Consider the following 25,362-nt stretch of genomic DNA (forward strand, 5'->3'; position numbering starts at 1 on the left):
AATGTTTCACCTCATTTGAATGAATAGAGGGGACTAAATGTTTTTGCATATGTTTCAAATTCTCTTAAAGCCTCTTGGCGTGTATCACTTGCTACTAATTGTTCTTGAAGCTCTTCAATTTTTTTGACAAGCGCACTGCCGACAACGACACCATCACTCATTTTATTCATTGAGTCTACTTGTTCTCTTGTTGAAATACCAAAACCTACAGCAACTGGTATTTGACTCAACTGTTTCACTTGTTGAATAAAATCTGTAATCGATGCGTCGAAAGATTGTCTGACACCTGTGACGCCGAGAGATGAAACACAATACACAAAACCTTCTGCCTGCTCTACAATTTTTTCTAATCGTTCCTTGCTTGTTGGTGCAACGAGTGATATATATGAAATGTCGTGTGCTTGACAGTTCTTCTGTAGCTCGCTGCTCTCTTCAAAAGGCAAGTCGGGTGTTAAGAGTCCCGAAATATGATTTTTGCGCAGTAAAGCGAAAAAGTATTCTGTGTCTAATTGTAACACAGGATTATAATACGTAAATAGAATTACAGGAATTTTTACGCCGTTTTTTTTCATCTTTCCTGCTAATTCTATCGCTTTTACGATATTCATACCATGATGAAGTGCTCTTTTAGAAGCTCTTTGAATGACGGGGCCGTCCGCTAACGGATCGGAATACGGCACACCTAGTTCAATCGCATGTGCCCCTGCTGCTTGAAGCGCGAGGGCTAAATCAATGGTGATCTCTTCTGATGGATCACCCGCTGTAATAAATGGAATAAATAATTTCTGACCTTGCTCTAATTGAAATGTGATCATTTTGTTTCACCCTCACTTTCAAGCACATTCATTAATGTATGCACGTCCTTATCTCCTCTGCCTGACAAACAGACAAGAACAATGTCGTCTTCACTCATGTTCTGGCTCATTTCAAACGCTTTTGCTAAAGCATGTGCAGATTCGATCGCTGGCAGGATTCCTTCTTTTTCTGTGAGCAGCTTTAACGCATCTAGTGCTTCTTGATCTGTCGCACTCACATATTGAACCCGGCCGCTCGCATGCAAATACGCATGCTCTGGCCCAATCCCCGGATAGTCTAATCCAGCTGAAATCGAATAAGGCTCAATAATTTGACCAAATTCGTCTTGGATCAAGTATGTCAAAGATCCATGTATGACACCTTTTGTCCCTTTCGTGATGGTTGCTGCATGAAGCGGAGTGTCGATTCCTTTCCCAGCAGCTTCTACACCAATGATATCGACCTCTTCATCTAAGAACGCCCGGTACATTCCTATCGCATTGCTTCCGCCGCCAACACAGGCAACGACTTTATGAGGAAGCTGCCCTTCCTTTTCAAGTATCTGTGCTTTTGCCTCATCTCCGATCATCCGCTGAAATTCACTGACGATTTGAGGATACGGATGAGGTCCAACGACTGAGCCAATCATATAAAAGTGGTCACTGCAATGCTGGACCCAATAGCGGATGGCTTCATTGGTTGCATCCTTTAATGTTCCGTTCCCGCTAGTAACAGGTATGACTTCAGCGCCGAGTAGTTTCATTCGGAACACATTGAGTGATTGTCTTTCCACATCTTCTTTTCCCATAAATACAGTGCAGGATAAACCGAATTTTGCCGCCACTGTTGCAGCAGCTACACCGTGCTGACCTGCTCCTGTTTCGGCGATAATATTTGATTTCCCCATTTTTTTCGCTAGCAGTGCCTGCCCAAGCGCATTGTTAATTTTATGAGCGCCTGTATGGTTTAAATCTTCTCTTTTTAAATAGATTTTAGCACCGCCGAGATATGCCGATAATTGATCAGCATATGTGAGTGCGGTTGGTCTGCCTGAATAGTTTTTCAAAAGCGATATATATTCCTTTTGAAAAGCAGGGTCTTCTTTTAATTCACGAAAAGCTTGTTCGATCTCTTCTAGTGGCTGCATGAGCGTTTCAGGAACGAATTTCCCTCCAAATTCTCCATATCTGCCAATCTCATTTGGATATGCGTACATGGTTCAACATCCTTTCTTCGAGCGCTTTCATCTTTGTACTGCTTTTCTTCCCGTTTTCTTCTATACCGCTTGAAAGGTCTATGACGTCTGGACCAAAAGCAAGCAGATCTATTATGGTGTCTGGCGTGATCCCGCCAGCAATGGCGCAAGTTTTTCCCAGTTGTTTTGCATGCTGAACATATGAAGGCACCGCCTCCCATGCAAAAGCTGTTCCAGAACCGCCTCTCATTCCTTTCACTTTCGCATCAATGAGAAAACCGTCGACACTTGGAGCGAATGCCGTCATATGTTCAAGTGTGTCGTTTACATCGGGTTCGTGATGGAACACTTTCCAAACGAGCGCCTTCGTTTGTTGTTTGATGTCGCTTGCATCTTCTGGCGTCTCATCACCATGAAGCTGCACAATATCTAAGGGGAGGTTGTTTGTAATCTCGCACACTTTTGGTGTTTTTTCATTCACAAATACCCCCACGATCTCTTTTTTACATTTTACTTGTGACAGCCAGTGTTTCACTTGATCTGGATCAACCCGTCTTTTACTCGGCGCAAAAATAAAACCGATGGCATCCGCTTGAGATTGCGAGATGCATGCGACATCCTCTTGTGAGACAGCACCGCAATATTTTAAGTAAGGCTTACTTTCCTTCATTCTCCGAACAATGCCTGAACGGCTTTCTCCTGTGATTGTTCCCTCATTAAAGATTCACCAACAAGAACGGCATTTGCTCCGTGCTGTTTCACAAAGGTCAGATCATCAAATGTCTTTATGCCACTTTCACTTACTAGTAATACGTCTTTTGGAACAAGTGGCGCGATCTCTTTTGTTTGTTCAACAGTTGTTGTAAACGTATTGAGATTCCGGTTGTTCACACCGATGATCTCAGGAGTGAATAGGTGTAAGATCTTTTCTAGTGTATGTGCTGCATGTACTTCAACGAGGACATCCATTCCTTTTTCTTTCGCTTCTGTATAGAGCTCATACAGCTTTTGCGGCTCAAGCACCTCTCCAATTAATAAAATGGCATCTGCCCCTATCCGTTTCGATTCTTCTACTTGTATAGAGTCAATAATGAAATCTTTTCTTAAAATCGGACGTGTGATGTGTTCTTTAATAAGAGACAAATATTCGTTTTTCCCTTGGAAAAACGGTTCATCCGTTAAGACAGATAAACAATCTGCATTTGATGCTTCGTATGCTTTTGCTGTCTGTAAAGGATCAAAGTGAGGCTGAATGATTCCTTTGGAAGGAGACGCTTTTTTCACCTCAGCAATCAGTCCAATCGAGCGGTGAGGATTTATAAGGGCTTCTTTAAATGATCGTCTTTCATAATGTCCATCCTCAGGTAATTGCAAGGTTTGCACATGTTCTTTTTTACGGGCGATAATTTGATTAAGCATAGATCTCTTCCTCTTTCGTTTTTTGTTTTAGACGGGCTAATTGTTCTTTAGCTGATCCGTTTTTGATCGTTTCTAATGCTTTCATTGTCCCTGCCATCAGACTCTCTGCTTTTCCTGCCACATATAATGCAGCCCCAGCATTAAGCGCTGTAATATGAAGCGGTGCTCCATCCGCTTGATAATTCAATATATTCTGAATCAATTTGGCGCTTTCTTCTGGTGATTGGACCTGAATGTCTGATAAATGCCCTTTTTCAAGTCCAAAGTCTTCTGGGTTTAACGTATATTCTGTCATGACACCTTTTTTGAGTTCAATGATGTATGAATTTGCTGTAATGGTTAATTCATCCAGCCCATCATCTCCGCAAACAAACAGGACATGTTCTGGCTCTAAAGGAGCAAGAGCTTTCGCCATGAGCTTTGCCTTTTCCTTTGCATACACACCGATGATTTGCTTTTTGGCCTGCATCGGATGGCAAAGCGGTCCTAATAAGTTAAATACCGTCCGAAATCCGAGCTGCTTGCGTACGGCGGCTACTTGTTTCATAGAAGAATGATAGAGCGGTGCAAATAAAAAGCCCATGTTTTTCTGCTGTATTTGCCGTCTTGTTTCTTCAGGTGTGGATTGAATTTGAATACCAAGACATTCTAGCACGTCAGCACTCCCGCTTTTAGAGGAGACGGAACGATTTCCGTGCTTGGCGATTTTCGCCCCAGCAGCCGAAGCAACGATGGCAGCGGCTGTTGATATATTAAATGTTGATAAACCGTCGCCTCCTGTCCCGCACGTATCAACGACATCAAGTGACCTTTCTACTGGTGCTGCATGCTGCCTCATGGCTTTCACGAAGCCTGTCATTTCTTCAGCGGTTTCTCCTCGATGCGCTAAAATAGATAGACTAGCAGCGACTTCAGCATCTGTTAACGAGCCGCTCATCATATCATGCATCAGGCCATTCGCTTCTTTTTCTGATAGTTTTCCTCCATTAACAAGAGCTGATAGTCGTTGATTCATTTGGCACACTCTCCTTTTCTGAGAAAATATGTTCAGCAAGCTGAATGGCTTTTAGAAGTGCTCCTGCCTTATTGCACGTCTCTTCCCATTCGTTTTCTGGAACGGAATCAGCGACAATGCCGGCACCTGCTTGTATAGAAGCAGTCTGATGTTTGACGCTCATTGTGCGAATGGTAATACAGGAATCGATATTGCCGTCGAAACCAATATAGGCAATACAGCCGCCATACGTCTCTCTTGGCTCAGGCTCCATTTCGTTTAATAATTGCATCGCCCTAATTTTTGGGGCGCCTGTCAATGTGCCTGCTGGAAAAGCGGACATAAGCGCGTCTACTGGATGTGTATCCTGCTTCAGCTTCCCTGTCACAATAGAAATAATGTGCATGACGTGCGAAAAGTTCACGACTTTTGTAAAAGTTGGGACAGACACACTGCCGTATTCTGCTACACGCCCCACATCATTTCGAGCCAGATCCACTAGCATGTAATGTTCTGCTTTTTCTTTTTCATCATCGAGCAACTCTCTTGCTAGTGCATCATCTTCTTCTTTTGTCATTCCTCGTTTTCTTGTACCAGCAATTGGATGGATTTCTAAGTGTCCGTTTTTCGCATGGATTAATCGTTCTGGCGAGCTTCCCACTAAGTCTCGATCTTTTAATTTCATAAAATACATATACGGTGATGGATTGACAATCCGAAGCACACGATACAATTCAAATGAGCTCACTGTCACTGGAATGTCAAAACGCTGAGAAAGTACACCCTGGAAGATATCACCCGCTCGAATATACTCCTTGATTTTTTCGACATCCTTTAAAAATTTTGCTTTTTCATAGGTAGACGTCACCTGTTCAAACGAAGGGGGTTCATTCATATTCCCTGAGATAATCAGTTCTTTCATATCAATTTTTGTATGAAGCTGCTGTACCATCAGTTCAAGTTGCTTTTGATTTTCTCGATAAACCAGAATTTTTTCTTCGTCTGTTTCATGACCGTTCAGCTGCGTGTACTGAATAAAATGAACTTGGTTTGTTTCATGATCAAATGCGATCATTGTTTGGCAAACAAATAATGTGCAATTATCTGTTGTTGATGCATTCGGATGCGGCTTAACAGACGGCTCAATGTTGGGAATGAGGTCGTAACTTAAGTACCCTACGGCTCCGCCAGTAAATGGGATATCAATTCCAGGTGTCTTGATTTGATATTGCTCTTTCATCCAGTCAAGCAACTCTTTCAGCTCCGCTTTTTGCATCACTGACTGTCCTGCAGCGTCACGAGCAATATAATGGTCTTGCTCGTCATGTAATGTTAAAAAAGGATGTAATCCGATAAAGGAATATCTCGACCAGCTAGAAGATTCGTCTTTGCTTTCTAGCAAATACACAATATCCTGTTTCAGTTTCTCAACAATTTGAATGGGTGAGAGCGTATCAACTGTAATGGTTTCAACAATCGGGATGGTTTTGTAAAACTGACTATCTCTTAAAAATTGGGTAAGATTTGATTGGGATTTCATAAGCACACTCCTTAAATGGATTTAAGGAGAATGAGGGGACATCTTGAGGATTTGTTTGAGTATACGAAATAAGCCTAAAAGAGGCTTCGCTCTTTTAGGCAGTATGATTAAATAGAAGTATCGTATCTCTGCTCAACTCTACTCATCTCAACTACCCTAGTCTCATTCTCATCTTCTCTAAGCTTGCAATGCCGTTCACACCTGTGTGTAAACTTCGGCTGTTCATATCGTATTATAATTCCTTGTTTTTTGTCAACTGTAAATCAGGCCGAAGCGTGACAGCCTCTTCCAAGTATACGTGCTGGATGTCTTCCTGCTTGACATCTGTCTGAACGGTCATTAAAACGCGAATACACTTCTTTAGACCTCCATCAATGTCAAGCTCTTGCATACAAGTGACAGGCACATAGGTCCATCCTTCAAACTGCCTGAGTGCTTTTGCTGGAAAAACAGAGTGAATATCTTGTGTAGCTGAAATCAAGATCTGCACGACACGCTCTGGATCTACTTGATTTTTTGAAATGATCGCTTCTAGCAGCTGCTTCGTTTTGGTTATCACTTCTGTTTCTGTATCTTCTGTCACAGTTGTAGCCCCGCGTATCCCGCGAAACATCATAGACAGCCCTCCTCCCGTTTCCATTCTTCGAGCCAGTGATACAGCTCATCTTTTGTGAAAGATTGCAGGGTGACGTCTCCAACTTGTTTTAGCAAAACAAACTGAACACTCCCGCCTCTTGCCTTCTTATCACCAATCATGCGATCGACAAATGTTTTGGTTGAAATCGTTTGTGTGACTTGTACTGGGAACCCTAGTTCTTTCATCCACACTTTAAGTTTCTCACGATCTAGGCTGAGTCCTTGCTCTTTTTCACTGACATATAAAGCAAACTGCATGCCAATTGCAATGGCGTCTCCATGCGTGATCGCACCGTATCCATACTCCGCTTCAATGGCATGCCCTAGTGTATGACCTAAATTCAAGTATGCCCGCACACCTTGTTCTTTTTCATCTTCTTGAACAATGGATGCTTTCACTTGAATCCCTTGATAAAGCATATGTGCCAGTTCATCCTTTGATAATTCTGTCAACGAACGAATGGACATCAGTTCTGATAAAAAGACTTCACTTGAAATCAGTGCATGTTTTATCACTTCTGCAAAGCCTGATCTCAGCTCTATTGGTGAGAGTGTCTCTAGCATACTTGTATCATAGATGACAGCAGCCGGTTGATGAAACGCACCAATTAAATTTTTGCCGAGCGGATGATTGATTCCGGTTTTTCCGCCGACTGCACTATCATGTGCAAGCAGCGTGGTCGGTACTTGAATAAAATCAATGCCTCTCATATAAGTGGCAGCAGCAAAGCCAGCCAAGTCTCCAATCACCCCGCCGCCTAATGCAATGATACATGAGGAGCGGTCGAGTTGAAATTGGATGGCTTTCGTATGAATCTGCTCAAACTGCGCAAAAGATTTTGATTGTTCTCCGTTTGGCACCACTACTTTTTGTACAGACCATTTCTGTTTCAGTAATTGAACCATTTCATCTCCATAAAGGGCATCGACGGCTGAATCTGTCACGATAAAGAGCTTCGTGTAGGATCGCCCAGTGGAAGTAATCAAGTCTACGATATTTTGTCTAATCCCATCACCGATATATACAGGATAAGTGGCTGAAGACGTCTTCACTTCCAGTGTTTTCATTAAAACTCCCTCTGAAGCTGTCGCATTTTGTCCACATTTTCTTTAATGCGGTCAATTTGATCAAGACCAAACTGCTCAACCACTGCATTGGCGATTTCCCATGCAACGACTGCTTCTGCCACAACACTTGCGGCAGGAACAGCACAGCTGTCAGAACGCTCAATACTTGCAGAGAAAGGTTCTTTTGTCTCAATATCCACGCTTTGCAATGGTTTGTATAAGGTTGGGATTGGTTTCATAACCCCTCTTACGACGATTGGCATGCCAGTTGACATTCCGCCTTCAAGACCACCTAAACGGTTTGTTTTTCTCGTATAGCCTTTTTCTTCATCCCAGATGATTTCATCATGAACTTCACTGCCATTTTTAGAAGCCGCCTCAAAGCCAATACCGAATTCAACCCCTTTAAAAGCGTTGATACTCAGTACTGCGCCTGCAAGCTTGCTATCCAGTTTGCGGTCATAGTGCACATAGCTGCCGACCCCAACTGGCATCCCTTCAACGATGACTTCGACAATACCACCAATTGAATCGCCGTTTTGCTTCGCTTCGTCAATGGCATCCATCATTTTTTGACCAGCTTCACTGTCATAGCAGCGAACAGGTGATTCTTCTGTTACTTTTTGCAAATCTTCAATAGATTCATAAGCGGTATGGGAAGCTTTTACTCCACCAATTTCAAGGACGTGACCAGCCACTTTGATTCCAAGGTGAGCCAAAATTTGTTTCGCTACTGCACCTGCTGCTACACGAACCGTTGTCTCGCGTGCTGATGAGCGCTCTAATACGTTTCTCATATCACGGTGACCATATTTAATCGCACCATTTAAATCCGCATGCCCTGGTCTTGGACGAGAGATTTGACGCTTCATTTCACTCTCTTCTTCTTCAGTAATCGGCTCTGCACCCATGACCTTTGTCCAGTGCTTCCAATCATTATTTTCAACAACAAGTGCAATAGGAGAACCTAATGTTTTCCCGTGGCGGACACCACTTAACACTTTCGCTTGGTCTTTTTCAATCTGCATTCTTCTTCCGCGGCCATGACCTTTTTGTCTTCTAGCCAGTTCATAATTGATGTCATCCTGCTCTATGTAAAGTCCCGCTGGAACTCCTTCAATAATTGTGGTCAGTTGTGGACCATGTGATTCACCTGCTGTTAAGTACCTCATGACTTATTCTCCCTTCATCGCATTAACGCTTTTAAGTAAAACTATGATAACACACTTCCTACTAAAAAGTCAGCTACTACCCCTTCTTTTGATAAAAGAAAGTATCAGCAGAGGTTAATCCAAACTTTTCTGGGTGAAAAATTTGTTCTGTAGAACCAACAAATAATACGCCGTTTTGCTTTAAACTGCTGCTCATTTTTAAGTAAATTTCTTCTTTCGCCTCTTCTGTAAAGTAGATGAGGACATTTCGGCACACGATGAGATCCAGCTGTTTTTCATATGGATCCGCTAAAAGGTTGTGTTTCTTAAATTGAATGTGCTTTCGAATCTCATCCTTCACCGTGTAAAATGAAGAATCTTCTTTGGTGAAATATTTTTGCTTGATTTGATCTGGCACCTCTTGCAAAGATCGTTCATGATATCTTCCTTTTTGCGCAGATTGCAGGACTTTATCATCAATATCCGTTGCAATAATTTGGAAGTCTTTCACAAGCGGATGGCTTGATAGCAGCATTGAGAGTGTATACGGCTCTTCTCCAGTAGAGCAAGCTGCACTCCATATTTTTAGAGTGCCACTGTTTTTTGAAAGCAGCGGCAGGATTTTTTGATCAAGTACTTCCCAGCGCTGATAGTTTCGGTAAAATTCTGACACATTGATCGTCATTCGATCCATCGTTTCATCTAATAGCGCTTTGTCCTTTTCAAGAGCAGACGCAAATGCCTCAAAATCTTTATATCCTTTTTTATCATAAAGGGATGTTAATCTTCGTTTCATTTGTGCTTCTTTATATAAGTTCAGATCTACCCCAGTTAGTTTTTTCCATTTTCCAACAAATACTTGATACTGATCCATCAATGTCCTCTCCTGTCTCATCTATCTTTGTCCTAGTATAGCTGTTTTTATCATAAATTTGTATCATCTCATGCGAAAATTCGTATAGAAATCTCAATATAAAAAAGCCAAAGTGATCATTTGATGAACACTTTGGCTTGAACATTAATAAATCCAGCTTGAGATCGTTTGATCCCAGTTTGTCAGTTCTTCTTGTTTGAAGAACAGGTTGATTTCTCTTTCGGCACTTTCTGGTGAGTCTGAGCCATGGATAATGTTTTTGCCAACAGTTAATCCATAGTCGCCTCTTATTGTTCCCGGAAGCGCTTCCTTCGGATTTGTCTTTCCAATTATCTGCCTTGTTACGTCTACGACTTGTTCACCTTGCCATACCATCGCAAATACAGGTCCTGACGTAATAAAGTCAACCAATTCACCGAAAAATGGTTTTTCTTTATGCTCTCCGTAATGTGTTTCTGCTACTTCTTTTGGAATGCTCATGAGCTTTGCTCCAACAAGCTGAAGCCCCTTTTTTTCGAATCTTGACACAATTTCACCGATTAATTGTCTTTCCACACCATCAGGTTTGACCATAAGAAATGTTTTGTCCATATACGTTTTCCACCCCGTCGTTATGTATGTATAGGCTTACATTGTTACAAAGTGATCGTATCATTTTTTTTTATAATAATCAATTTTTGACAAAAAATTTCACAAAAAAACCAATCAACGAAACGTTGATCAGAATTTTCGTTTACCAATATATTTTGCAATCGACGCTAATGAAGATTTAGCCCGCCCACGCGGAAGTTGATCGAGCTGTTCAAATGCTTTTTTCAAATACATTTCACTCACTCGAATGGAACGGTCGATCGCATCTGTTTGTTTGAGATGTTCAATCACAGGTTTCAGCTGCTTTTCCGTCGTTTCACTATTGATCAGCTTCAACTGACCTTCTAACGTCGGGTTCTGAAGCGCATATAAAACGGGAAGAGTGACATTTCCTTGTAAAAGGTCCCCGCCAACAGGTTTGCCTAATTCTTCTTCAGTTGATGTAAAATCAAGGACATCATCAATGATTTGGTACGACATACCAACATAGTACCCAAACCAGTAAAGGGCTTTATGTGTTTTTTCATCTGTTCCAGCTGCAATCGCACCTAATTGGCAGCTGCCTGCAATAAGCAAGGCTGTTTTTCGTTTAATTCTTCTTAAATATGTACGAAGGTTTTGGTCCATGTTGTATTTATCTTTGACTTGTTCTATTTCCCCAAGACAGAGCTCGACGACCATTTTTGACAAAATTTCATGTGCCATTGGGTGATTGATTTTCGTCATGTACTCGAGTGACCTTGCAAATAAGTAATCCCCCGTGTACATCGCAATTCTGTTGTCCCATTTTGCTTTAATCGTCGGTTTTCCTCTTCTCAGTTCTGCATCATCAATGACATCGTCATGGACAAGTGATGCCATATGAATTAATTCAAGCGCTACGGCTACATATTTAATTTTATTAATATCATAGTCACCAAACATGCCTGAAAGGAGAACAAAAACGGGGCGGATCCGTTTTCCGCCCGCTTGCAGCAAATGAAGACCGGCTTCACTTAATAATGCATAATCAGAGCGAACGGTTAGTTCAAGCTCTTTTTCAATTATATCGATATCATGATTTAGAAAAGAAATCATTGCTTTTAGTTTCATTATTTTCACCCAAATATCGTTTATTCAAAGCTTCTTTCCGATATGTGTTGCTGCTACACCGCCTGTAAATGGATGATACGAGACATCAGACAGACCAGCCTCTTCAAAAAGAGACGCCAGTTCTTTCATGCCAGGGAATGTTTTGGCTGATTCTTGAAGCCATGAATACTCCTGATAGCTTTTGGCAAACAGCTTACCAAAGAGCGGCATGATGTATTTGAAATAGACATAATACCCTTGTTTAAACCCAATCATCTCAGGCTGTGATGTTTCAAGGCAGACAACCATTCCACCGGGTTTTACCACTCGTGTCATTTCCTTTAGCACTGTTAAGTAATCAGGGACATTTCGAAGACCAAAACCGATTGTGACATAATCAAATGAGTTGTCCTCAAAAGGAAGCTCCATTGCGTTGCCGTGGAGCAGCTCAATTTGATTGTAGCCGCCTGTTTTCACCTTCGTTTCGCCAACACTCAGCATATTTTTACTGAAGTCAAGGCCTTTGACCTCGCCTGTTTCTCCAACAGCGTCTGCAAGCGCAATCGTCCAATCGGCAGTTCCGCAGCATACATCTAGTGCTTTGGCTCCTTTTTGAACATTCATGAGCTTCATTGTTTTATCGCGCCATTTTTTATGCTGTTTAAAGCTAATGACAGAGTTCATTTGGTCATAGTTTTTATAAATTTTTTCAAATACACCGTGTACTCGCTGTTCTTTTGATTGCTGCATGACTTACCCTTCTTCCACTTTCTGATGGTACGCAGGTTCATTTTTCATATGATCCAAGCGATTTAATAGCTCTTTTTGAACGATCGGAGATGAAACTAGATGCTCCTTGATTGATCGTTTGGCCTTTTCATAGCCTTCATTCTCAAAGTTGTCAAAACATGTATAGGCGTCCGTATAGCTATCGTTCAAAAAAAGTTTTAAATGTTTGTCGTCTTCTGCTTGTTTCATAAAACGTTTATAAACAAGGAAGCGACTTGCAATTTCATTCCAATGCGTCAATTGAAAGTGCTCAGAAATTCTTTGGAATAGCGCAGATTCTACTGTAGCAACACTTTTATAAAAGTGGGCTGCATCTTGAATGGATCGATCATATAGTCTAATTTTATGTTCATTAATCTCTTTGATCGCCGTGGCGAGAGTACGGATCATGTAAATATCTTTCATGTCAGAGAGAAGAGAGTAATAGAGACCGCTGAAATAGTCTCCTGCTAGGATGGTCAACTGACGATTTTTGAATTCGTCTTGTTTGATGGCTGCAGCAGTTGTGACTTCGTCATGGGTATCAAGGGCAATTTGCACAAGCATCGCCGTTAAAATATAATTTTCTTTTTTCTCAGCATCGATTTGAGCTTCATCAAACATTGCATGAAAAAGAAGGAGCTTATCTTCATCGATGAGCGGCGCACGCAAATGCTTCGCCAAATAAGGATGAGAAAGCTTTTTGTTTAATTTTATATTCAGATTAGATAAAATTCCGTAGATGTCTTGCAAAGATATCACCCTTGTCCCAAAAATTACAGTTTCATATGTAGCTCTCTACATTGTATAGAGATTTATTATACCATATCAGGCCTGACTTTCATGCTATCAAGTGCATAGTCGTGCGTTATTTCTTTGCTTCGCTTTGAATTTCACCGAAGCTTGTTTGAATGACAGCATCGCCCCGCACTTTGATGGCTGATGTGTGCTCAGTAAATTGTGCGATAATGACTTCACCTTTATCGAGCTTTTCGGAATGGTGAAATCTTGTATCGGAACCTCTAGTTAAGCCGATCACGTTGACACCATTATCAATGGCTTTAATCACCACAAAATCAGATGCTTTATTTTCACTCAATCTGTTCACCTTCCATCTATGGATTAGTCGTTTTTAATAAATGAAAGCACTTCTGCTCTTGCTGCCGCATCATTTGCAAATGTACCGCGTACGGCTGAAGTGACTGTTTTAGCGCCAGGCTTCTTCACTCCGCGCATCGTCATACACATATGCTCTGCTTCAACGACAATCATCACACCATGTGGATTTAAAGTTTCCACCATACTATCTGCAATCGTTGATGTAATGCGCTCCTGAAGCTGCGGGCGCTTTGCCACGGCTTCTACTGCTCTTGCCAGCTTGCTGAGTCCCGTTACTTTTCCGCCGCGCGGAATATAAGCGACATGGGCTTTGCCATAGAATGGCACAAGATGGTGTTCACACATTGAATGAAAAGCAATATCTTTGACAAGAACGAGTTCTTCATGTTCTTCACCAAAAATGGTTTTAAAATGTTCTTTTGGATCTTCATTTAATCCCGAGAACACTTCTTCATACATTTTTGCTACTCGTTTTGGGGTATCAAGAAGTCCTTCACGATCTGGATCTTCTCCAATCGCTTTTAATATATCGCGTACCGCGTGTTCGATTAATTCTTTATTTATTTCACTCATGTATTATATCCTCCAAAGGCGATTACATTTCATTCAGATTCTAGCACACTTCAGATCCTAAAAGCAAAGGAGAGCGTTCTAAACAAACCATTTGATTCAAAAGGAAAAGCCCCTTATCAAAGGGGCTTTTCTAGACCAGTGTGAAACTGTATATGTATAACTCCTTCAATAGGATCATTACACATAACGATTATTTACCTGCCACCGCGTCTTTAAGTGCTTTACCTGGTTTGAAAGCAGGTACTTTGCTTGCAGGGATTTCGATCTCTGCACCAGTTTGTGGGTTACGTCCTTTACGAGCTGAACGCTCACGTACTTCAAAGTTACCAAAACCAATAAGTTGGATTTTGTCACCATTTTTAAGTGCATCTAAAATTGTATCAAAAACAGAATCAACTGCTTTTGTCGCATCTTTTTTAGATAACTCGCTTGCTTCAGCAACCGCGTTAATAAGTTCTGTCTTGTTCATGCCTTTCACCTCCTCCCAAAAATATGCATTCAATAGATTGTTATCATTTCTTCACAATTCATCTTCTTTCTATACACTTTTTTTGAAAAAAAGAGCGTCTAGAAAGCGTCATACATGGCTTTTCATTAGAAAACTTCTCTTTGAAGGAATGTTTGTCCAACAAAGTGAAGATTTTCTGTAAGTAGATTAACACATATGAAATACCATATCAAGCATTTTAAAGGGAAGAATCCTTATTCGTCAAGGATTAAGGGCACTTTTGCGAACGAATATTCCTAATTTCAGCCTGAATCTGACTAATCTTTATACAATTGTCTTTTTATGACTTCACCCGCACGCAAAAAAAGACCCCCATCAATGAGAGGTCTCACATCCTATAGAATAATCGCGATCAGACCGCCTGATCCTTCGTTAATAATTCGTTCAAGCGTTTCCTTTAGTTTATACCTTGCATTTTCCGGCATCAGCGAGAGTTTTGCTTGAATGCCTTCTCTGACAAGCGAGCTGAGTGAGCGTCCAAATATATCGGAATTCCAGATCGAAAGCGGATCATCTTCAAAGTCTTGCATTAAGTATCGGACGAGCTCTTCACTTTGTTTTTCTGTTCCGATAATCGGCGCAAACTCACTTTCTACATCTACCTTAATCATATGAATAGATGGCGCGACTGCTTTTAATCTGACGCCGAATCTTGATCCTTGCCTAATGATTTCCGGCTCATCTAAACTCATATCTGACAAAGCTGGTGCCGCAATTCCATAACCAGTCTGCTTCACCATTTTTAAAGCGTCAGACACTTGATCATACTCCGTTTTCGCATGTGCAAAATCTTGCATGAGCTCAAGAAGGTGATCTTTGCCCCTAATTTCCACACCAACCACTTCTTTTAGGATATGATCATATAGATCATCCGGCGCATACAGATCAATTTCTGCGATCCCCTGACCCATTTCAATGCCTGCTAAGCCCGCTCTTTCGATAAAATCGAATTCACTGAACTGACCTACCACTCGGTCAACATCTCTTAATCTCTTAATATCCTTGACGGTTTCTTTCACTGAATCCTGATAACTCTCTCTTAGCCAATGATCTTCTTTTAGTACCATGACCCAGCTTGGCAGGTTCACATTCACCTCAAGCACTGGGAATTCATATAATGCTTCACGAAGTACACTGAGAACGTCTTGTTCTCTCATACTTTCGACACTCATCGCGAGTACAGGAATATCATATTTTTGACTAAGTTCCTGCCGCAGTGCTTCTGTTTCAGGGTGATAAGGTCTCACAGAGTTGATCACCATAATAAACGGCTTTCCAACTTCTTTGAGTTCGTCAATGACACGTTCTTCTGATTCAATATAGTCATGTCTTGGGATTTCCCCAATTGATCCATCTGTTGTAATCACAACACCAATGGTTGAATGCTCTTGAATGACCTTGCGTGTACCAATTTCCGCTGCTTCATGAAACGGGATTGGTTCTTCATACCACGGCGTATTAATCATTCTCGGACCATTTTCATCTTCATACCCGCGTGCACCAGGCACGGTGTAGCCTACACAATCGACAAGCCTAATGTTGACATCCAGGCCGTCGCTCACGTGAATGGATGCCGCTTGATTTGGCACAAATTTTGGTTCTGTGGTCATAATGGTTTTTCCTGCTGCGCTTTGCGGCAATTCATCCTGTGCTCTTGCACGGTCTGCCTCATTATTGATATTCGGGAGCACCACGAGCTCCATAAACTTTTTAATAAACGTAGATTTCCCTGTACGAACAGCTCCAACGACTCCTAAATATATATCGCCTCCTGTTCGTTCAGCGATATCCTTGAAAATATCGACTTTTTCCAAGTGATCCCCTCCCGGACTTGCTATCCTCGTTTTCAAATAAAATACTCTATACTTCAATCAAACGGTGCTTGAAAGGTGTCAGGACAATATATGTGTATGACGTTGTCCTATTTGAATATGACACCTTTTTTGTTTTGAGAGTATGTTTAGCCATAAAAAAACCTTTCTCCTCATTTATATGCAGAGGAGAAAGGTTCATTCTTGTTTATGACGTCTTTTTTTCTAAAAAAGCCGGCTCACCTTTTTTGTTGATCGTATATGGAACAGAAAACGCTGGTACAAACGGGGTTTCCTGCCAATAGACATCTTGAATATTTTCACCTGGTTTCAGCTTTTGTTTCGTATTTTTCAAAATCTGGGCAAAATCACTGCGATAGTCAACATAGATTTCGCCATTTGAGGAAATCAGTAATGGAAGTGATTCCCCCGTGACAGGGCTCGTCACTGTAGGCGGTGCTTTTAACCCTAGTTTTTTTTCATTTAACGTATATAAATCTTTGGATACTACTTTGCCATATGGCGGATATGTATGTTCATCTTGATATATTTTGATCCTCAGACGTAATTCACTGATCGTTTGTGTCATTTTGACATCAAGCAGTTTCACCGTTGGATTTTGTTCGACGTCTGTGAGGACATAGATATATTCGCCCCCGCCTTCAAAAGATGTCGACGGTACATCGTGTAAATATCTTGGTGACAGACGCTTAAAGTCAATGACATACTTCTGATAAATAGGTGTGTCGCCTTCTTTTGTTTCAATCGGTAAAAGGCCATTTGTCGCTTTTTGAAAGTCTTCAATCGCTGTCTGCACACTTTGCAGCTGCTCTTTATATGGCACGCGGTTTTCAGCTTTGCGATTCTCTGGATAGAGGCACCCCGTAAGTAAAATAAGTGTTAACAGCATGACACTGATTTTTGCTTTGATCATCACATTCTTCCTTTTTCATTATTCATTGACCGGCCCGCTAAATACAACTAAAAACACAATGACACCTGATATGAGCATTAAGCTGTACGCGACAGTTGAGGCTGTTATTTTCAGAAACCGGCTCTTCAGCTTAAATCTACTCAGATAAATGGTTACAACGGCTAAAAACATGAGCCCCATTGAACCAAGCGCAAACCACATCTTGATTAAAGCAAAACTCATCGTGCCTGTCCCCCTTTAATACAAACGAATTGTAAGCGTTTATATTTCATTCTAAACCAAAATTAAGTCAAATATCAATCATTTTTCCAATCATTCAGAAAAAAGTGCATAAAAAAACTGAAGCAAAGAGGGGGACTCTGCTTCAGTCATTAGGTCGACTATTTTTCCTCATTCTGTAGAGGCAAAGCTCTATTCAAACTTCATTGTTATGTTATGCAAGTCTGCCCCTTCTTGCATCCTCTACACGCCTAAGTTCAGTCTTCCAATTACTTTGTTTGGTTTTCGAACATGTTCACAAGGTCTTCCATCTCATGTGTTTTCACACGTGCCATTAAGGATTCTACAGCATCGTCTACCTTTTTCCCTTCAAATAGGACGCCGTAAAGAGCCTCTGTAATCGGCATGCTGACCTTGTATTCTTTGGAGAGCTGATAAGCGCCTTTTGTTGTGCGGACGCCTTCGACAACCATCCCCATTTTTTCAAGCACTTCTTCGAGCTTATATCCTTTACCGAGTAAATTCCCGCAGCGCCAGTTACGTGAATGAACACTTGTACATGTGACAATCAAATCTCCAACACCTGTTAACCCGGCAAACGTAAGAGGGTTTCCTCCCATTTTTGTGCCGAGGCGGGCGATTTCAGCAAGACCCCTTGTGATGAGCGCTGCTTTCGCATTATCGCCATATCCGAGTCCGTCTGTGATCCCTGCCGCAAGAGCGATGATGTTTTTCAGCGCCCCGCCAATTTCCACCCCAATCACATCAGGGTTTGTGTACACTCTGAAGTTGTTGTTCATAAACAAATCTTGAACAAATTGAGCCGCTTCAATATGTTCTGATGAAACTGTAACAGTTGTCGGATGACGCAAGCCAACTTCTTCAGCGTGACTTGGTCCTGACAGGACAACAACTGCTTCTCTTTTTGCTTCTGGGACTTCTTGTTCAATCATTTGAGAAATTCTAAGAAGTGTATCTGGTTCAATTCCTTTACTGACATGAACAAATGGCACCTTTGACGTAATGAACTCATTTGCCTGTTTCAATACTTCTCGAATGGCCTTTGTTGGCACAGCGACAATAATCGCATCTGTCCCTTCTAGTGCCTGTTTCATATCTGTTGTCGCTTGAATAGATGCTGGCAATGCAACATTAGGCAAGTAATCATGATTTTCATGTTTCTCATTGATTTGATCAATTAATTCTTGTCTATGTCCCCACATGTGTACATCATGATGATTATCAGCTAATACAAGCGCAAGAGCTGTTCCCCAGCTCCCTGCTCCAAGTACTGAAATTTTCTTCATCCTGCTCACCCTTTTTATTTTCTCGCTCTCGCAAATATTTTAATTGGTGTTCCTTCAAAACCAAATGCATCTCGAATTCGGTTTTCTAGGAAACGCTCATAAGAAAAGTGCATAAGTTCTGGATCATTTACAAACACAACAAAGGACGGCGGTTTGATCGCCACTTGTGTTGCATAGTAAATTTTCAGACGCTGTCCGTTATGGGTCGGCGTTGGGTTCATCGCTACAGCATCCATGATAATATCGTTTAGAATGTTCGTTTGAACGCGCATCGCATGATTTTCACTAGCGGTAATGATTGTTGGCATTAACGTGTGAATTCTCTTTTTCGTAAGAGCAGACATGAATAAGACAGGTGCATAATCAAGGAATTGAAAATGCTCACGAATGTTTTGCTCAAATTCCTTCATTGTACGCTCGTCTTTTTCAACAGCATCCCACTTGTTCACAATGATCACAACGGCTTTACCCGCTTCGTGTGCGTAGCCGGCAATACGTTTATCCTGTTCAATAATGCCTTCTTCACCATCAAGAACAACAGCGACAACATCCGATCGATCAATAGCTTTCAACGCACGGAGTACACTGTATTTCTCTGTTGTTTCATATACTTTCCCTTTTTTCCTCATACCGGCTGTGTCAACAATGACAAAGTCACGTTGGTTGTACGTAAACATTGTATCTACAGCATCTCTTGTCGTACCAGCGATGTTGCTGACAATGACACGTTCTTCACCGAGCATCGCATTCACCAAAGAGGATTTCCCTACATTTGGGCGGCCGATTAAGCAGAACTGTACCACTTCTTCATCATACTGTGTATCTGATAAGTTTTTGAAATGCTCTGCGACAGCATCAAGCAGATCACCTAGACCGAGTCCGTGCGTTCCAGAAATCGGATACGGTTCGCCAAATCCAAGTGCATAAAAGTCATACACGTCGCTTCTCATTTCAGGGTTGTCCAATTTATTGACAGCAAGTACGACAGGTTTTTTCGTGCGATATAAAATTTTTGCGACTTCTTCATCCGCAGATGTGACGCCATCTCTTCCATTGACCATAAAGATAATAACATCCGCTTCATCCATTGCGATTTCAGCCTGATGGCGAATTTGCGCCAAAAACGGCTCATCTCCAATATCAATTCCACCAGTATCTATTAAATTAAAGTCATAATTTAACCATTCAGCAGAGCTATAGATTCGATCTCTTGTTACACCAGGTGTGTCTTCTACAATCGATATTCTTTCGCCTGCGATTCGATTAAAAATTGTAGATTTTCCAACGTTGGGCCTTCCAACAATGGCTACGACAGGTTTACCCATAGTACCCTTCCTTTCAATCCAGCCGCGATTCAATATGTTCATCATCATGTTTCAACCGGGATTTATAATTTTCATTCAGTTTTATGAAATAAACCCTTCAAACATGAAGGGTTCAACTTATATATTATATCAATTTTTAATCAGACCACAATGAATAACTTAAAAATGTTTGACGATCAAGTAAAGATCTTCTCCAATGCCGTGTGCAATTCCATCTAAAATGGCCTCTAAATTCATGGCATACATGTCGAGCTCTTCTTTATTTTCACAGAAAAAAACGGCTGTTCCGCCAATGACCCGCTCTTTATTTGTTGTCGCCACAGCCAATATAAATTGTTCAATGGTGTTCGCCATGCCCTATTACCTCACTTTCTTTTTAATGAAATCTGTCGGCATTCTAATGGCATTTTCTAAAATAGGCACCTCTTCTAATACACGGACAGCCAAATCTTCACGCTGCCATTGCGGTAAAATGAATACGCCAAGTGTGCCATTATTCAGATCACGTTTTGCAAGCGGACAAAGCGATGGTTCACCAGAATCTCGGTATACACCAAGCACGTTGGATAAATCAAATAAGATGGCTTGCCGCTGCCCAAGGTTTGCGATGGTTGTGGCCGAGTTAAAATTCTTCGGAGTCAAGATGAACCCCATTCCATGCTCTAAAATCAATTTTTGCTTTTCAGGCAGCCCGATATTCATAATGTAAATATCATTTACGTAAAGTCCTGCGCCGTCAAAACGAAGTTCCCCTTTTTGAATATTCACGATATCCTTTAATTGGCTCCCTGACATTAATAGTTTTGCCATGAAAAAACAAAGAATACCGACCACGGTCCCAACAACGAGCGAAAAGAAAATACAGGCGGTCGTTGTAATAAGGGCAGTAAGAATGGCAATATAATTTCGACTTTCAAAGGCGATCGCAATGCCTTCGATATATGTACTGCCTCGTGAGACAAGCTCATACGAATCCATTTGGGTCAATGTATTTCTTTCCATATTACGCACATCACGAAATTGCGTGGCTGCAAGCGTCAGGAAGGTAATTGCAGTGAATTCTTCCTGTATCAGCGCAGGCATAATAATAGCACCAAGGCCTGATGCGATAAAACCTAGCGCAATGTGAATCACTTGTCCATGAATATATGTGGGATATTGCCGATAATCAGTTCTTAGCATATAAAGCCTAGCCGCCATCCCAAAGATGACACCAATAATCACAGGAAACGTGTAATCCGTCATGTTGATTTTGCAGCCCCTTTTACTGGTTTTCTAGATGAACGGGTGTTCAAGAGTTTTTCAAGCTGACCTACACCTAATAGAAAGACAACTCCTTGAACAGCCATGGAAAGAAACGAGAGATCTCCTATGACAATGGAAGATGTGAGGCGATGAATCGTAAGCGCATAAAGGGCTTCCCCCAGACATATAGCCATCATCCATAAAGTGATCCGTTCTGTTAACCGATGCCCATATGTTAAACACATCAAGATCAGCAAGGCAAATACAACCCAGTCCACCTTTATTATCGTGAACCAAACTGGATCATATAATGCAAAAATCATAAAAAAGGCATACGCACTGACCATAGAACCTAATTGCATGATTCGCATGATTCGATGAGCAGGCCGAACGATCACGAATGACATGCAAGCATATAAAAAGGTCATCAAAAATCCTGCATTGATCCTAATGTCTAAAATAGAAACCATGACATGACTGCATATAATATGTATGAGAACACATACGCCTAGCACATTGCGCCACGTGCTTTTCTCCATGATAAATGTCACCATAATCCAAACGAACCATATTGACCAATAATAGTACAATGCCTCCAACCCTCATCACCTCAATTACATTATGGGAAAATCTCCAGTTTTTAAACGTATGAGAAGGTGCGGGATTTGTATGAAATAAACAAGAGGTGACACCCTAATAGTTGAGGAGGGATGTATAATGGGTAAGGATAGACAGGAAAAACGCCTAAAGGCGTCAAGAAGAGTTGAATCTGACCGCGATCAATCCATTCATCACAAAGGGGCAACAACTTTAGAAGGCCCGGAAGACGCTCGCAAAAGAAATCAATAAAAAAAGACATGTGATCATCACATGTCTCAGCGTGTAGACAAACCCTCGCATTCAATGTCAGTCCTGCGCATTGGTGCTCACGAATGTCAAATTCGCTCCGCAAAAAGTAGCTGTCTTTCATAGACAAAAAAGTTTTCTTTCACGCTGAAAAGAAGACAAAGGGCTAAATTTCATTTAGTCCTTTGTCTTCTTATTTCTTAAACTATAGTACGTAGTATCCACGTCTCTTTCTTTCAGCCAATGACTTGTTTCCCCTGTAAGCACAATTGGAGCTTGCCGTAGCTCCTCAATTGTCTTCATGCCAAGTACTGTCATCAACATCTTCACATCATCTTGTAGATCAATGATATCAGAGATGAGGCCCTTTTCTCCTCCACTCGTCAGGGATTTTAAGAAAAAGCCGGCTAATCCAGCGGCAGACGCACCAAGAGCAATTGATTTTGTCACATCAAGTGCATCTTGAATGCCTCCAGAAGCTAGGACGGTTTGATCTGGAAAGGCTGTATGTACTTCAGCCAAACTCGCTGCAGTTGGAATTCCCCACTGGTCAAAATAGCGAAGTGCTTTTTGACGGCGCAGGTTCTCGATTTTAGAAAAATTTGTTCCCCCAAATCCACCTACATCAACAGCAGCAACTCCAGCATCAAATAATTTCTTTGCTGTTTCCTTACTCATCCCAAATCCAACTTCTTTGACGACAACAGGTACCTCAATTGATTCAGTGATGGCTGCGATCCGCTCAACAGCACCTCTGAAATCACGATCTCCTTCAGGCATGACGATCTCTTGAATCACGTTTAAGTGAATTTGGAGCATGTTTGCCTCCAGCATGTCAACGGCATCCCGTGCTTGCTGAATTGTCGCCTCACTGCCCAAATTGGCAAAAACGAGTCCATCCGGATTCACCTGTCGAACCACTTCATACGTACGACGTTCGTCTGCATCTTTCAGTGCAGCCATTTGTGATCCGACTGCTACTGGAATATTGGTTTCCTTCGCTGCGATAGATAAAGAGCGATTAATCTCATAGGTCGATTCTCCGCCTCCACCAGTCATTGCATTGATAAAAATTGGCGAACCGAAAGTCAGTCCGCCAATTGTCGTATGTGTATCAATTTGTGATGTCGCAAGATCTGGTAAACTGGCGTGAACGAAGGAAACATCTTGTAAACCTGTTGCTGCATGCTGGCCAGTCGACAAAGCATGCTCAATATGCTGTTTCTTTCTTTCTGCTCGCGTCAATTTTGATCACCAAATTATTTTAGTTTATTGAGTTTATCACCAATCAGGTCACCAAGCTGGAATCCGCTTGTATTTTCTTCTTTCGCCTGATATTGACGGTAATCCTCTTCGATTTGTTTTTCAGGATTCTCTTCTAATTCACGAATGCTAAGTGAAATGCGCTCTTCATCTTCATTGACATCAAGCACTTTCACTTTCACAGTCTGCCCTTCTTCAAGGACTTCTTGAGGAGTACCAATATGTTTGTGTGAAATTTGGGAAATATGCACAAGTCCTTCTACACCTGGCAGAATTTCAACAAATGCACCAAAGCTCACAAGACGTTGAACGGTTCCTTCAAGAACATCACCTTGTTTTACCTTTTCACCAATTTGGCTCCAAGGTCCTGGTAATGTTTCTTTAATAGATAGTGAGATACGTTCGTTATCGCGGTCAACAGCAAGAACTTTGACTTTCACTTCCTGTCCTTCTTCAACAACGTCAGATGGCTTTTCGACATGAGCATGGGATAGTTGAGAAATGTGAACTAATCCATCAATGCCGCCAATGTCAACAAATGCACCAAAGTCAGTCAGGCGCTGCACTTTTCCATCAATCACACTGCCTACTGCAAGCTTTTGCAGGAAGTCTTGCTTCTTGTCTAATTGTTCTTGCTCAACGACTGCACGATGCGATAGAATCACGCGGTTTTTTTCGCGGTCAAGCTCTACCACAACAAGCGAGAGTGTTTTTCCTTTGTAGTCAGTGAAGTCTTCTACATAGTGTGCCTCAACAAGAGACGCAGGAATAAATCCGCGAACACCAATGTCGACCACTAGACCACCTTTGACAACGTCTTTTACTTCTGCTTCAAATACTTCTTTTGTTTCAAACTTTTTCTCTAGGTCTTCCCAAGCGCGGTCTGCATCAACAGCACGTTTCGATAAAATCAAAGCATCGTCTTCGACCTTTGTTACTTTAAGCTCTAACTCGTCGCCATCTTTCACGACATCTGATGCTTTTTCAACGTGAAGACTTGATAATTCACTGATTGGGATGATCCCAGGTTGTTTCACATTGACGATATCTACATTGACATGCTTGTCCTCAACTTTAGAAACAATCCCTTTTACTACATCTCCAACCTCTGGTACCTGAACATCGATTTGATTCATTTCCTCTGTCATTTCGATAACCTCCTTGGTCCAAACCTACACAGCTTAGTTAAAACGACTGGGTGAATATGTGTCCTTAGCATGATGATTGCCAGCCGAATATGTATTATAGAAACATTCAAATCAACAGAATTGCTTGAATGATCAATAAAAATAGTATTAGTATAAACTTCTAATAAAAGACCTTGTTTGTCAAGAGATAAACCTCTAACTTATAAAAGTTTTCTAAAATTTCTTACTGTTTTTCTACACGCTCTGCTGCATCTAAAATTTTACCTGCAACCTCTTGAATAGAAAGGGAAGTCGTGTCAATTTCAATGGCATCATCTGCTTTCTTCAGCGGTGATACCTCCCGCTCAGAATCAAGCTTGTCACGTCTTGCAATTTCTTCGATCAGTTGATCGTAATTGACATCGTAGCCTTTTTTCTGATTTTCTTCAAAACGGCGTTTTGCTCTTTCCTCTACTGACGCAAGCAAGAAAATTTTCACTTCTGCATCTGGAAGAACATGCGTGCCGATGTCTCTTCCATCCATGACGACACCGCCTCGGTTCCCCAGCTCTTGCTGCCTGCGGACCATTTCTTCCCTAACAGCTCGATGCTTTGCAACAACAGAGACTTGATTGCTCACACGGTCTGTTCTGATGTCTTCTGTGACATCAATCGTGTCTAAATGTACTTTTTGACCTTCGTCAGTTGACACAAGTTCAATGACTGTGTTTTTCAATAACGCATCAAGTGCCTGTTCGTCTTCAAGGTCTACGCCTTGATTGAGTGCTGCAAGTGTAATTGCGCGGTACATCGCACCTGTATCGATATAAATATATGATTTTTTCGCTGCGACAATTTTTGCCACAGTGCTTTTTCCTGCTGCAGCAGGACCGTCAATTGCGATAGATAATTTCTTTTTCATAATACCTCTCCTTGATTGAATCTCCCTTATGAATTGTAACACGATCACCGCTCAAACGGGG

29 protein-coding genes are annotated in these 25,362 nt (G+C 41.5%); 1 reads left to right on the forward strand and 28 read right to left on the reverse strand.

What is annotated here, in order from left to right; all coding sequences use genetic code 11:
• Nucleotides 1-11 precede the first annotated feature (11 nt).
• From trpA to NST01_RS10430, 25 genes are all read right to left on the reverse strand, one after another.
• The gene (gene trpA, locus NST01_RS10310) at nucleotides 12-815 is read right to left on the reverse strand and encodes a tryptophan synthase subunit alpha (RefSeq protein ID WP_017359752.1); all 804 of its coding nucleotides are present in this window, start codon (nucleotides 813-815) and stop codon (nucleotides 12-14) included.
• Nucleotides 812-2,011: a tryptophan synthase subunit beta gene (trpB, locus tag NST01_RS10315; RefSeq protein ID WP_007500937.1), complete on the reverse strand. Its 1,200-nt coding sequence runs from the start codon at nucleotides 2,009-2,011 to the stop codon at nucleotides 812-814. Before trpB ends, trpA begins: the two co-directional genes overlap by 4 nt.
• The gene (locus tag NST01_RS10320) at nucleotides 1,992-2,660 is read right to left on the reverse strand and encodes a phosphoribosylanthranilate isomerase (RefSeq protein WP_341041909.1); all 669 of its coding nucleotides are present in this window, start codon (nucleotides 2,658-2,660) and stop codon (nucleotides 1,992-1,994) included. Before NST01_RS10320 ends, trpB begins: the two co-directional genes overlap by 20 nt.
• Nucleotides 2,657-3,409, reverse strand: a complete 753-nt coding sequence (gene trpC / locus NST01_RS10325; RefSeq protein WP_341041910.1) for an indole-3-glycerol phosphate synthase TrpC — start codon at nucleotides 3,407-3,409, stop codon at nucleotides 2,657-2,659. Before trpC ends, NST01_RS10320 begins: the two co-directional genes overlap by 4 nt.
• Nucleotides 3,402-4,424: an anthranilate phosphoribosyltransferase gene (trpD, locus tag NST01_RS10330; protein ID WP_039963973.1), complete on the reverse strand. Its 1,023-nt coding sequence runs from the start codon at nucleotides 4,422-4,424 to the stop codon at nucleotides 3,402-3,404. Before trpD ends, trpC begins: the two co-directional genes overlap by 8 nt.
• Nucleotides 4,396-5,943 (reverse strand): anthranilate synthase component I, encoded by a 1,548-nt coding sequence (gene trpE, locus NST01_RS10335; protein ID WP_065460638.1) that lies wholly within the window; start codon nucleotides 5,941-5,943, stop codon nucleotides 4,396-4,398. Before trpE ends, trpD begins: the two co-directional genes overlap by 29 nt.
• Nucleotides 5,944-6,175: 232 nt before the next feature.
• Nucleotides 6,176-6,559 (reverse strand): chorismate mutase, encoded by a 384-nt coding sequence (gene aroH / locus NST01_RS10340; RefSeq protein ID WP_017367506.1) that lies wholly within the window; start codon nucleotides 6,557-6,559, stop codon nucleotides 6,176-6,178.
• Nucleotides 6,556-7,647 carry a 3-dehydroquinate synthase gene (aroB, locus tag NST01_RS10345; protein WP_007500945.1) on the reverse strand — a complete coding sequence of 364 codons (1,092 nt, stop codon included), beginning with the start codon at nucleotides 7,645-7,647 and terminating at the stop codon, nucleotides 6,556-6,558. Before aroB ends, aroH begins: the two co-directional genes overlap by 4 nt.
• Nucleotides 7,647-8,819: a chorismate synthase gene (gene aroC, locus NST01_RS10350; RefSeq protein ID WP_008344548.1), complete on the reverse strand. Its 1,173-nt coding sequence runs from the start codon at nucleotides 8,817-8,819 to the stop codon at nucleotides 7,647-7,649. The genes aroB and aroC overlap by 1 nt, the downstream gene beginning before the upstream one ends.
• A 76-nt stretch (nucleotides 8,820-8,895) precedes the next feature.
• The gene (locus NST01_RS10355; RefSeq protein WP_008344547.1) at nucleotides 8,896-9,672 is read right to left on the reverse strand and encodes a CheR family methyltransferase; all 777 of its coding nucleotides are present in this window, start codon (nucleotides 9,670-9,672) and stop codon (nucleotides 8,896-8,898) included.
• A gap of 144 nt (nucleotides 9,673-9,816) precedes the next feature.
• Nucleotides 9,817-10,263, reverse strand: a complete 447-nt coding sequence (gene ndk, locus NST01_RS10360) for a nucleoside-diphosphate kinase (protein WP_003216015.1) — start codon at nucleotides 10,261-10,263, stop codon at nucleotides 9,817-9,819.
• A 129-nt stretch (nucleotides 10,264-10,392) separates the two neighbouring features.
• A complete protein-coding gene (gene hepT / locus NST01_RS10365) occupies nucleotides 10,393-11,355 on the reverse strand; it encodes a heptaprenyl diphosphate synthase component II (protein WP_203085342.1) in 963 nt (320 codons plus the stop codon).
• A 24-nt stretch (nucleotides 11,356-11,379) separates the two neighbouring features.
• The gene (locus tag NST01_RS10370; RefSeq protein WP_007500957.1) at nucleotides 11,380-12,084 is read right to left on the reverse strand and encodes a demethylmenaquinone methyltransferase; all 705 of its coding nucleotides are present in this window, start codon (nucleotides 12,082-12,084) and stop codon (nucleotides 11,380-11,382) included.
• A gap of 3 nt (nucleotides 12,085-12,087) precedes the next feature.
• A complete protein-coding gene (locus tag NST01_RS10375; RefSeq protein WP_007500958.1) occupies nucleotides 12,088-12,855 on the reverse strand; it encodes a heptaprenyl diphosphate synthase component 1 in 768 nt (255 codons plus the stop codon).
• 115 nt (nucleotides 12,856-12,970) lie between these two features.
• On the reverse strand, nucleotides 12,971-13,201 hold the full coding sequence (gene mtrB / locus NST01_RS10380; protein WP_008344541.1) for a trp RNA-binding attenuation protein MtrB: 231 nt from the start codon (nucleotides 13,199-13,201) through the stop codon (nucleotides 12,971-12,973).
• Between the two features lie 23 nt (nucleotides 13,202-13,224).
• The gene (folE, locus tag NST01_RS10385; protein WP_203085341.1) at nucleotides 13,225-13,794 is read right to left on the reverse strand and encodes a GTP cyclohydrolase I FolE; all 570 of its coding nucleotides are present in this window, start codon (nucleotides 13,792-13,794) and stop codon (nucleotides 13,225-13,227) included.
• A gap of 190 nt (nucleotides 13,795-13,984) precedes the next feature.
• Nucleotides 13,985-14,263, reverse strand: coding sequence for a non-specific DNA-binding protein Hbs (gene hbs, locus NST01_RS10390; protein WP_003215863.1), 279 nt, complete (start codon nucleotides 14,261-14,263; stop codon nucleotides 13,985-13,987).
• Nucleotides 14,264-14,637: 374 nt separating this feature from the next.
• Nucleotides 14,638-16,116, reverse strand: coding sequence for a stage IV sporulation protein A (spoIVA, locus tag NST01_RS10395; protein ID WP_008344534.1), 1,479 nt, complete (start codon nucleotides 16,114-16,116; stop codon nucleotides 14,638-14,640).
• Between the two features lie 205 nt (nucleotides 16,117-16,321).
• Nucleotides 16,322-17,047: a hypothetical protein gene (locus NST01_RS10400; RefSeq protein WP_007500961.1), complete on the reverse strand. Its 726-nt coding sequence runs from the start codon at nucleotides 17,045-17,047 to the stop codon at nucleotides 16,322-16,324.
• A gap of 18 nt (nucleotides 17,048-17,065) precedes the next feature.
• Entirely contained in the window at nucleotides 17,066-17,269 is a 204-nt protein-coding gene (locus NST01_RS10405; protein WP_017367508.1) for a DUF2768 domain-containing protein, read from the reverse strand.
• Nucleotides 17,270-17,535: 266 nt separating this feature from the next.
• Nucleotides 17,536-18,573, reverse strand: coding sequence for an NAD(P)H-dependent glycerol-3-phosphate dehydrogenase (locus NST01_RS10410; RefSeq protein ID WP_008344529.1), 1,038 nt, complete (start codon nucleotides 18,571-18,573; stop codon nucleotides 17,536-17,538).
• 14 nt (nucleotides 18,574-18,587) lie between these two features.
• A complete protein-coding gene (gene der / locus NST01_RS10415; RefSeq protein ID WP_144740008.1) occupies nucleotides 18,588-19,898 on the reverse strand; it encodes a ribosome biogenesis GTPase Der in 1,311 nt (436 codons plus the stop codon).
• A 159-nt stretch (nucleotides 19,899-20,057) separates the two neighbouring features.
• On the reverse strand, nucleotides 20,058-20,252 hold the full coding sequence (locus tag NST01_RS10420) for a capping complex subunit for YIEGIA (protein WP_008344527.1): 195 nt from the start codon (nucleotides 20,250-20,252) through the stop codon (nucleotides 20,058-20,060).
• Nucleotides 20,253-20,258: 6 nt separating this feature from the next.
• On the reverse strand, nucleotides 20,259-21,143 hold the full coding sequence (locus NST01_RS10425) for a YIEGIA family protein (RefSeq protein WP_007500964.1): 885 nt from the start codon (nucleotides 21,141-21,143) through the stop codon (nucleotides 20,259-20,261).
• Nucleotides 21,140-21,742: a YphA family membrane protein gene (locus tag NST01_RS10430; RefSeq protein WP_432414178.1), complete on the reverse strand. Its 603-nt coding sequence runs from the start codon at nucleotides 21,740-21,742 to the stop codon at nucleotides 21,140-21,142. The genes NST01_RS10425 and NST01_RS10430 overlap by 4 nt, the downstream gene beginning before the upstream one ends.
• 118 nt (nucleotides 21,743-21,860) lie before the next feature.
• Between NST01_RS10430 and NST01_RS10435 the strand changes: the two genes are divergently transcribed.
• Nucleotides 21,861-21,992: a YpzI family protein gene (locus NST01_RS10435; protein WP_008344525.1), complete on the forward strand. Its 132-nt coding sequence runs from the start codon at nucleotides 21,861-21,863 to the stop codon at nucleotides 21,990-21,992.
• Between the two features lie 174 nt (nucleotides 21,993-22,166).
• Here NST01_RS10435 and fni read toward each other — a convergent pair whose 3' ends face one another.
• The 3 genes from fni to cmk all read right to left on the reverse strand — a co-directional run bounded on the left by fni (nucleotide 22,167) and on the right by cmk (nucleotide 25,301).
• Nucleotides 22,167-23,234, reverse strand: coding sequence for a type 2 isopentenyl-diphosphate Delta-isomerase (gene fni / locus NST01_RS10440; protein WP_050827353.1), 1,068 nt, complete (start codon nucleotides 23,232-23,234; stop codon nucleotides 22,167-22,169).
• A gap of 14 nt (nucleotides 23,235-23,248) precedes the next feature.
• Complete coding sequence (gene rpsA, locus NST01_RS10445; protein WP_008344519.1) at nucleotides 23,249-24,400, reverse strand: 30S ribosomal protein S1; 1,152 nt, start codon at nucleotides 24,398-24,400, stop codon at nucleotides 23,249-23,251.
• A 223-nt stretch (nucleotides 24,401-24,623) separates the two neighbouring features.
• A complete protein-coding gene (gene cmk, locus NST01_RS10450; RefSeq protein WP_017359766.1) occupies nucleotides 24,624-25,301 on the reverse strand; it encodes a (d)CMP kinase in 678 nt (225 codons plus the stop codon).
• Between the last annotated feature and the right edge of the window lie 61 nt (nucleotides 25,302-25,362).

This window comes from Bacillus sp. FSL R7-0166, assembly GCF_038008935.1.
GTDB classification, from domain to species: Bacteria; Bacillota; Bacilli; order Bacillales; family Bacillaceae; genus Bacillus; species Bacillus altitudinis.

What these genes read in the sequence shown, in the direction of transcription:
- trpA (WP_017359752.1), bottom strand. Translation starts at nt 815, where the DNA reads ATGATCACATTTCAATTAGAGCAAGGTCAGAAATTATTTATTCCATTT.
- trpB (WP_007500937.1), bottom strand. Translation starts at nt 2,011, where the DNA reads ATGTACGCATATCCAAATGAGATTGGCAGATATGGAGAATTTGGAGGG.
- NST01_RS10320 (WP_341041909.1), bottom strand. Translation starts at nt 2,660, where the DNA reads ATGAAGGAAAGTAAGCCTTACTTAAAATATTGCGGTGCTGTCTCACAA.
- trpC (WP_341041910.1), bottom strand. Translation starts at nt 3,409, where the DNA reads ATGCTTAATCAAATTATCGCCCGTAAAAAAGAACATGTGCAAACCTTG.
- trpD (WP_039963973.1), bottom strand. Translation starts at nt 4,424, where the DNA reads ATGAATCAACGACTATCAGCTCTTGTTAATGGAGGAAAACTATCAGAA.
- trpE (WP_065460638.1), bottom strand. Translation starts at nt 5,943, where the DNA reads ATGAAATCCCAATCAAATCTTACCCAATTTTTAAGAGATAGTCAGTTT.
- aroH (WP_017367506.1), bottom strand. Translation starts at nt 6,559, where the DNA reads ATGATGTTTCGCGGGATACGCGGGGCTACAACTGTGACAGAAGATACA.
- aroB (WP_007500945.1), bottom strand. Translation starts at nt 7,647, where the DNA reads ATGAAAACACTGGAAGTGAAGACGTCTTCAGCCACTTATCCTGTATAT.
- aroC (WP_008344548.1), bottom strand. Translation starts at nt 8,819, where the DNA reads ATGAGGTACTTAACAGCAGGTGAATCACATGGTCCACAACTGACCACA.
- NST01_RS10355 (WP_008344547.1), bottom strand. Translation starts at nt 9,672, where the DNA reads ATGGATCAGTATCAAGTATTTGTTGGAAAATGGAAAAAACTAACTGGG.
- ndk (WP_003216015.1), bottom strand. Translation starts at nt 10,263, where the DNA reads ATGGACAAAACATTTCTTATGGTCAAACCTGATGGTGTGGAAAGACAA.
- hepT (WP_203085342.1), bottom strand. Translation starts at nt 11,355, where the DNA reads ATGAAACTAAAAGCAATGATTTCTTTTCTAAATCATGATATCGATATA.
- NST01_RS10370 (WP_007500957.1), bottom strand. Translation starts at nt 12,084, where the DNA reads ATGCAGCAATCAAAAGAACAGCGAGTACACGGTGTATTTGAAAAAATT.
- folE (WP_203085341.1), bottom strand. Translation starts at nt 13,794, where the DNA reads ATGAGTGAAATAAATAAAGAATTAATCGAACACGCGGTACGCGATATA.
- hbs (WP_003215863.1), bottom strand. Translation starts at nt 14,263, where the DNA reads ATGAACAAGACAGAACTTATTAACGCGGTTGCTGAAGCAAGCGAGTTA.
- NST01_RS10400 (WP_007500961.1), bottom strand. Translation starts at nt 17,047, where the DNA reads ATGATCAAAGCAAAAATCAGTGTCATGCTGTTAACACTTATTTTACTT.
- NST01_RS10405 (WP_017367508.1), bottom strand. Translation starts at nt 17,269, where the DNA reads ATGAGTTTTGCTTTAATCAAGATGTGGTTTGCGCTTGGTTCAATGGGG.
- NST01_RS10410 (WP_008344529.1), bottom strand. Translation starts at nt 18,573, where the DNA reads ATGAAGAAAATTTCAGTACTTGGAGCAGGGAGCTGGGGAACAGCTCTT.
- der (WP_144740008.1), bottom strand. Translation starts at nt 19,898, where the DNA reads ATGGGTAAACCTGTCGTAGCCATTGTTGGAAGGCCCAACGTTGGAAAA.
- NST01_RS10420 (WP_008344527.1), bottom strand. Translation starts at nt 20,252, where the DNA reads ATGGCGAACACCATTGAACAATTTATATTGGCTGTGGCGACAACAAAT.
- NST01_RS10425 (WP_007500964.1), bottom strand. Translation starts at nt 21,143, where the DNA reads ATGACGGATTACACGTTTCCTGTGATTATTGGTGTCATCTTTGGGATG.
- NST01_RS10435 (WP_008344525.1), top strand. Translation starts at nt 21,861, where the DNA reads ATGGGTAAGGATAGACAGGAAAAACGCCTAAAGGCGTCAAGAAGAGTT.
- rpsA (WP_008344519.1), bottom strand. Translation starts at nt 24,400, where the DNA reads ATGACAGAGGAAATGAATCAAATCGATGTTCAGGTACCAGAGGTTGGA.
- cmk (WP_017359766.1), bottom strand. Translation starts at nt 25,301, where the DNA reads ATGAAAAAGAAATTATCTATCGCAATTGACGGTCCTGCTGCAGCAGGA.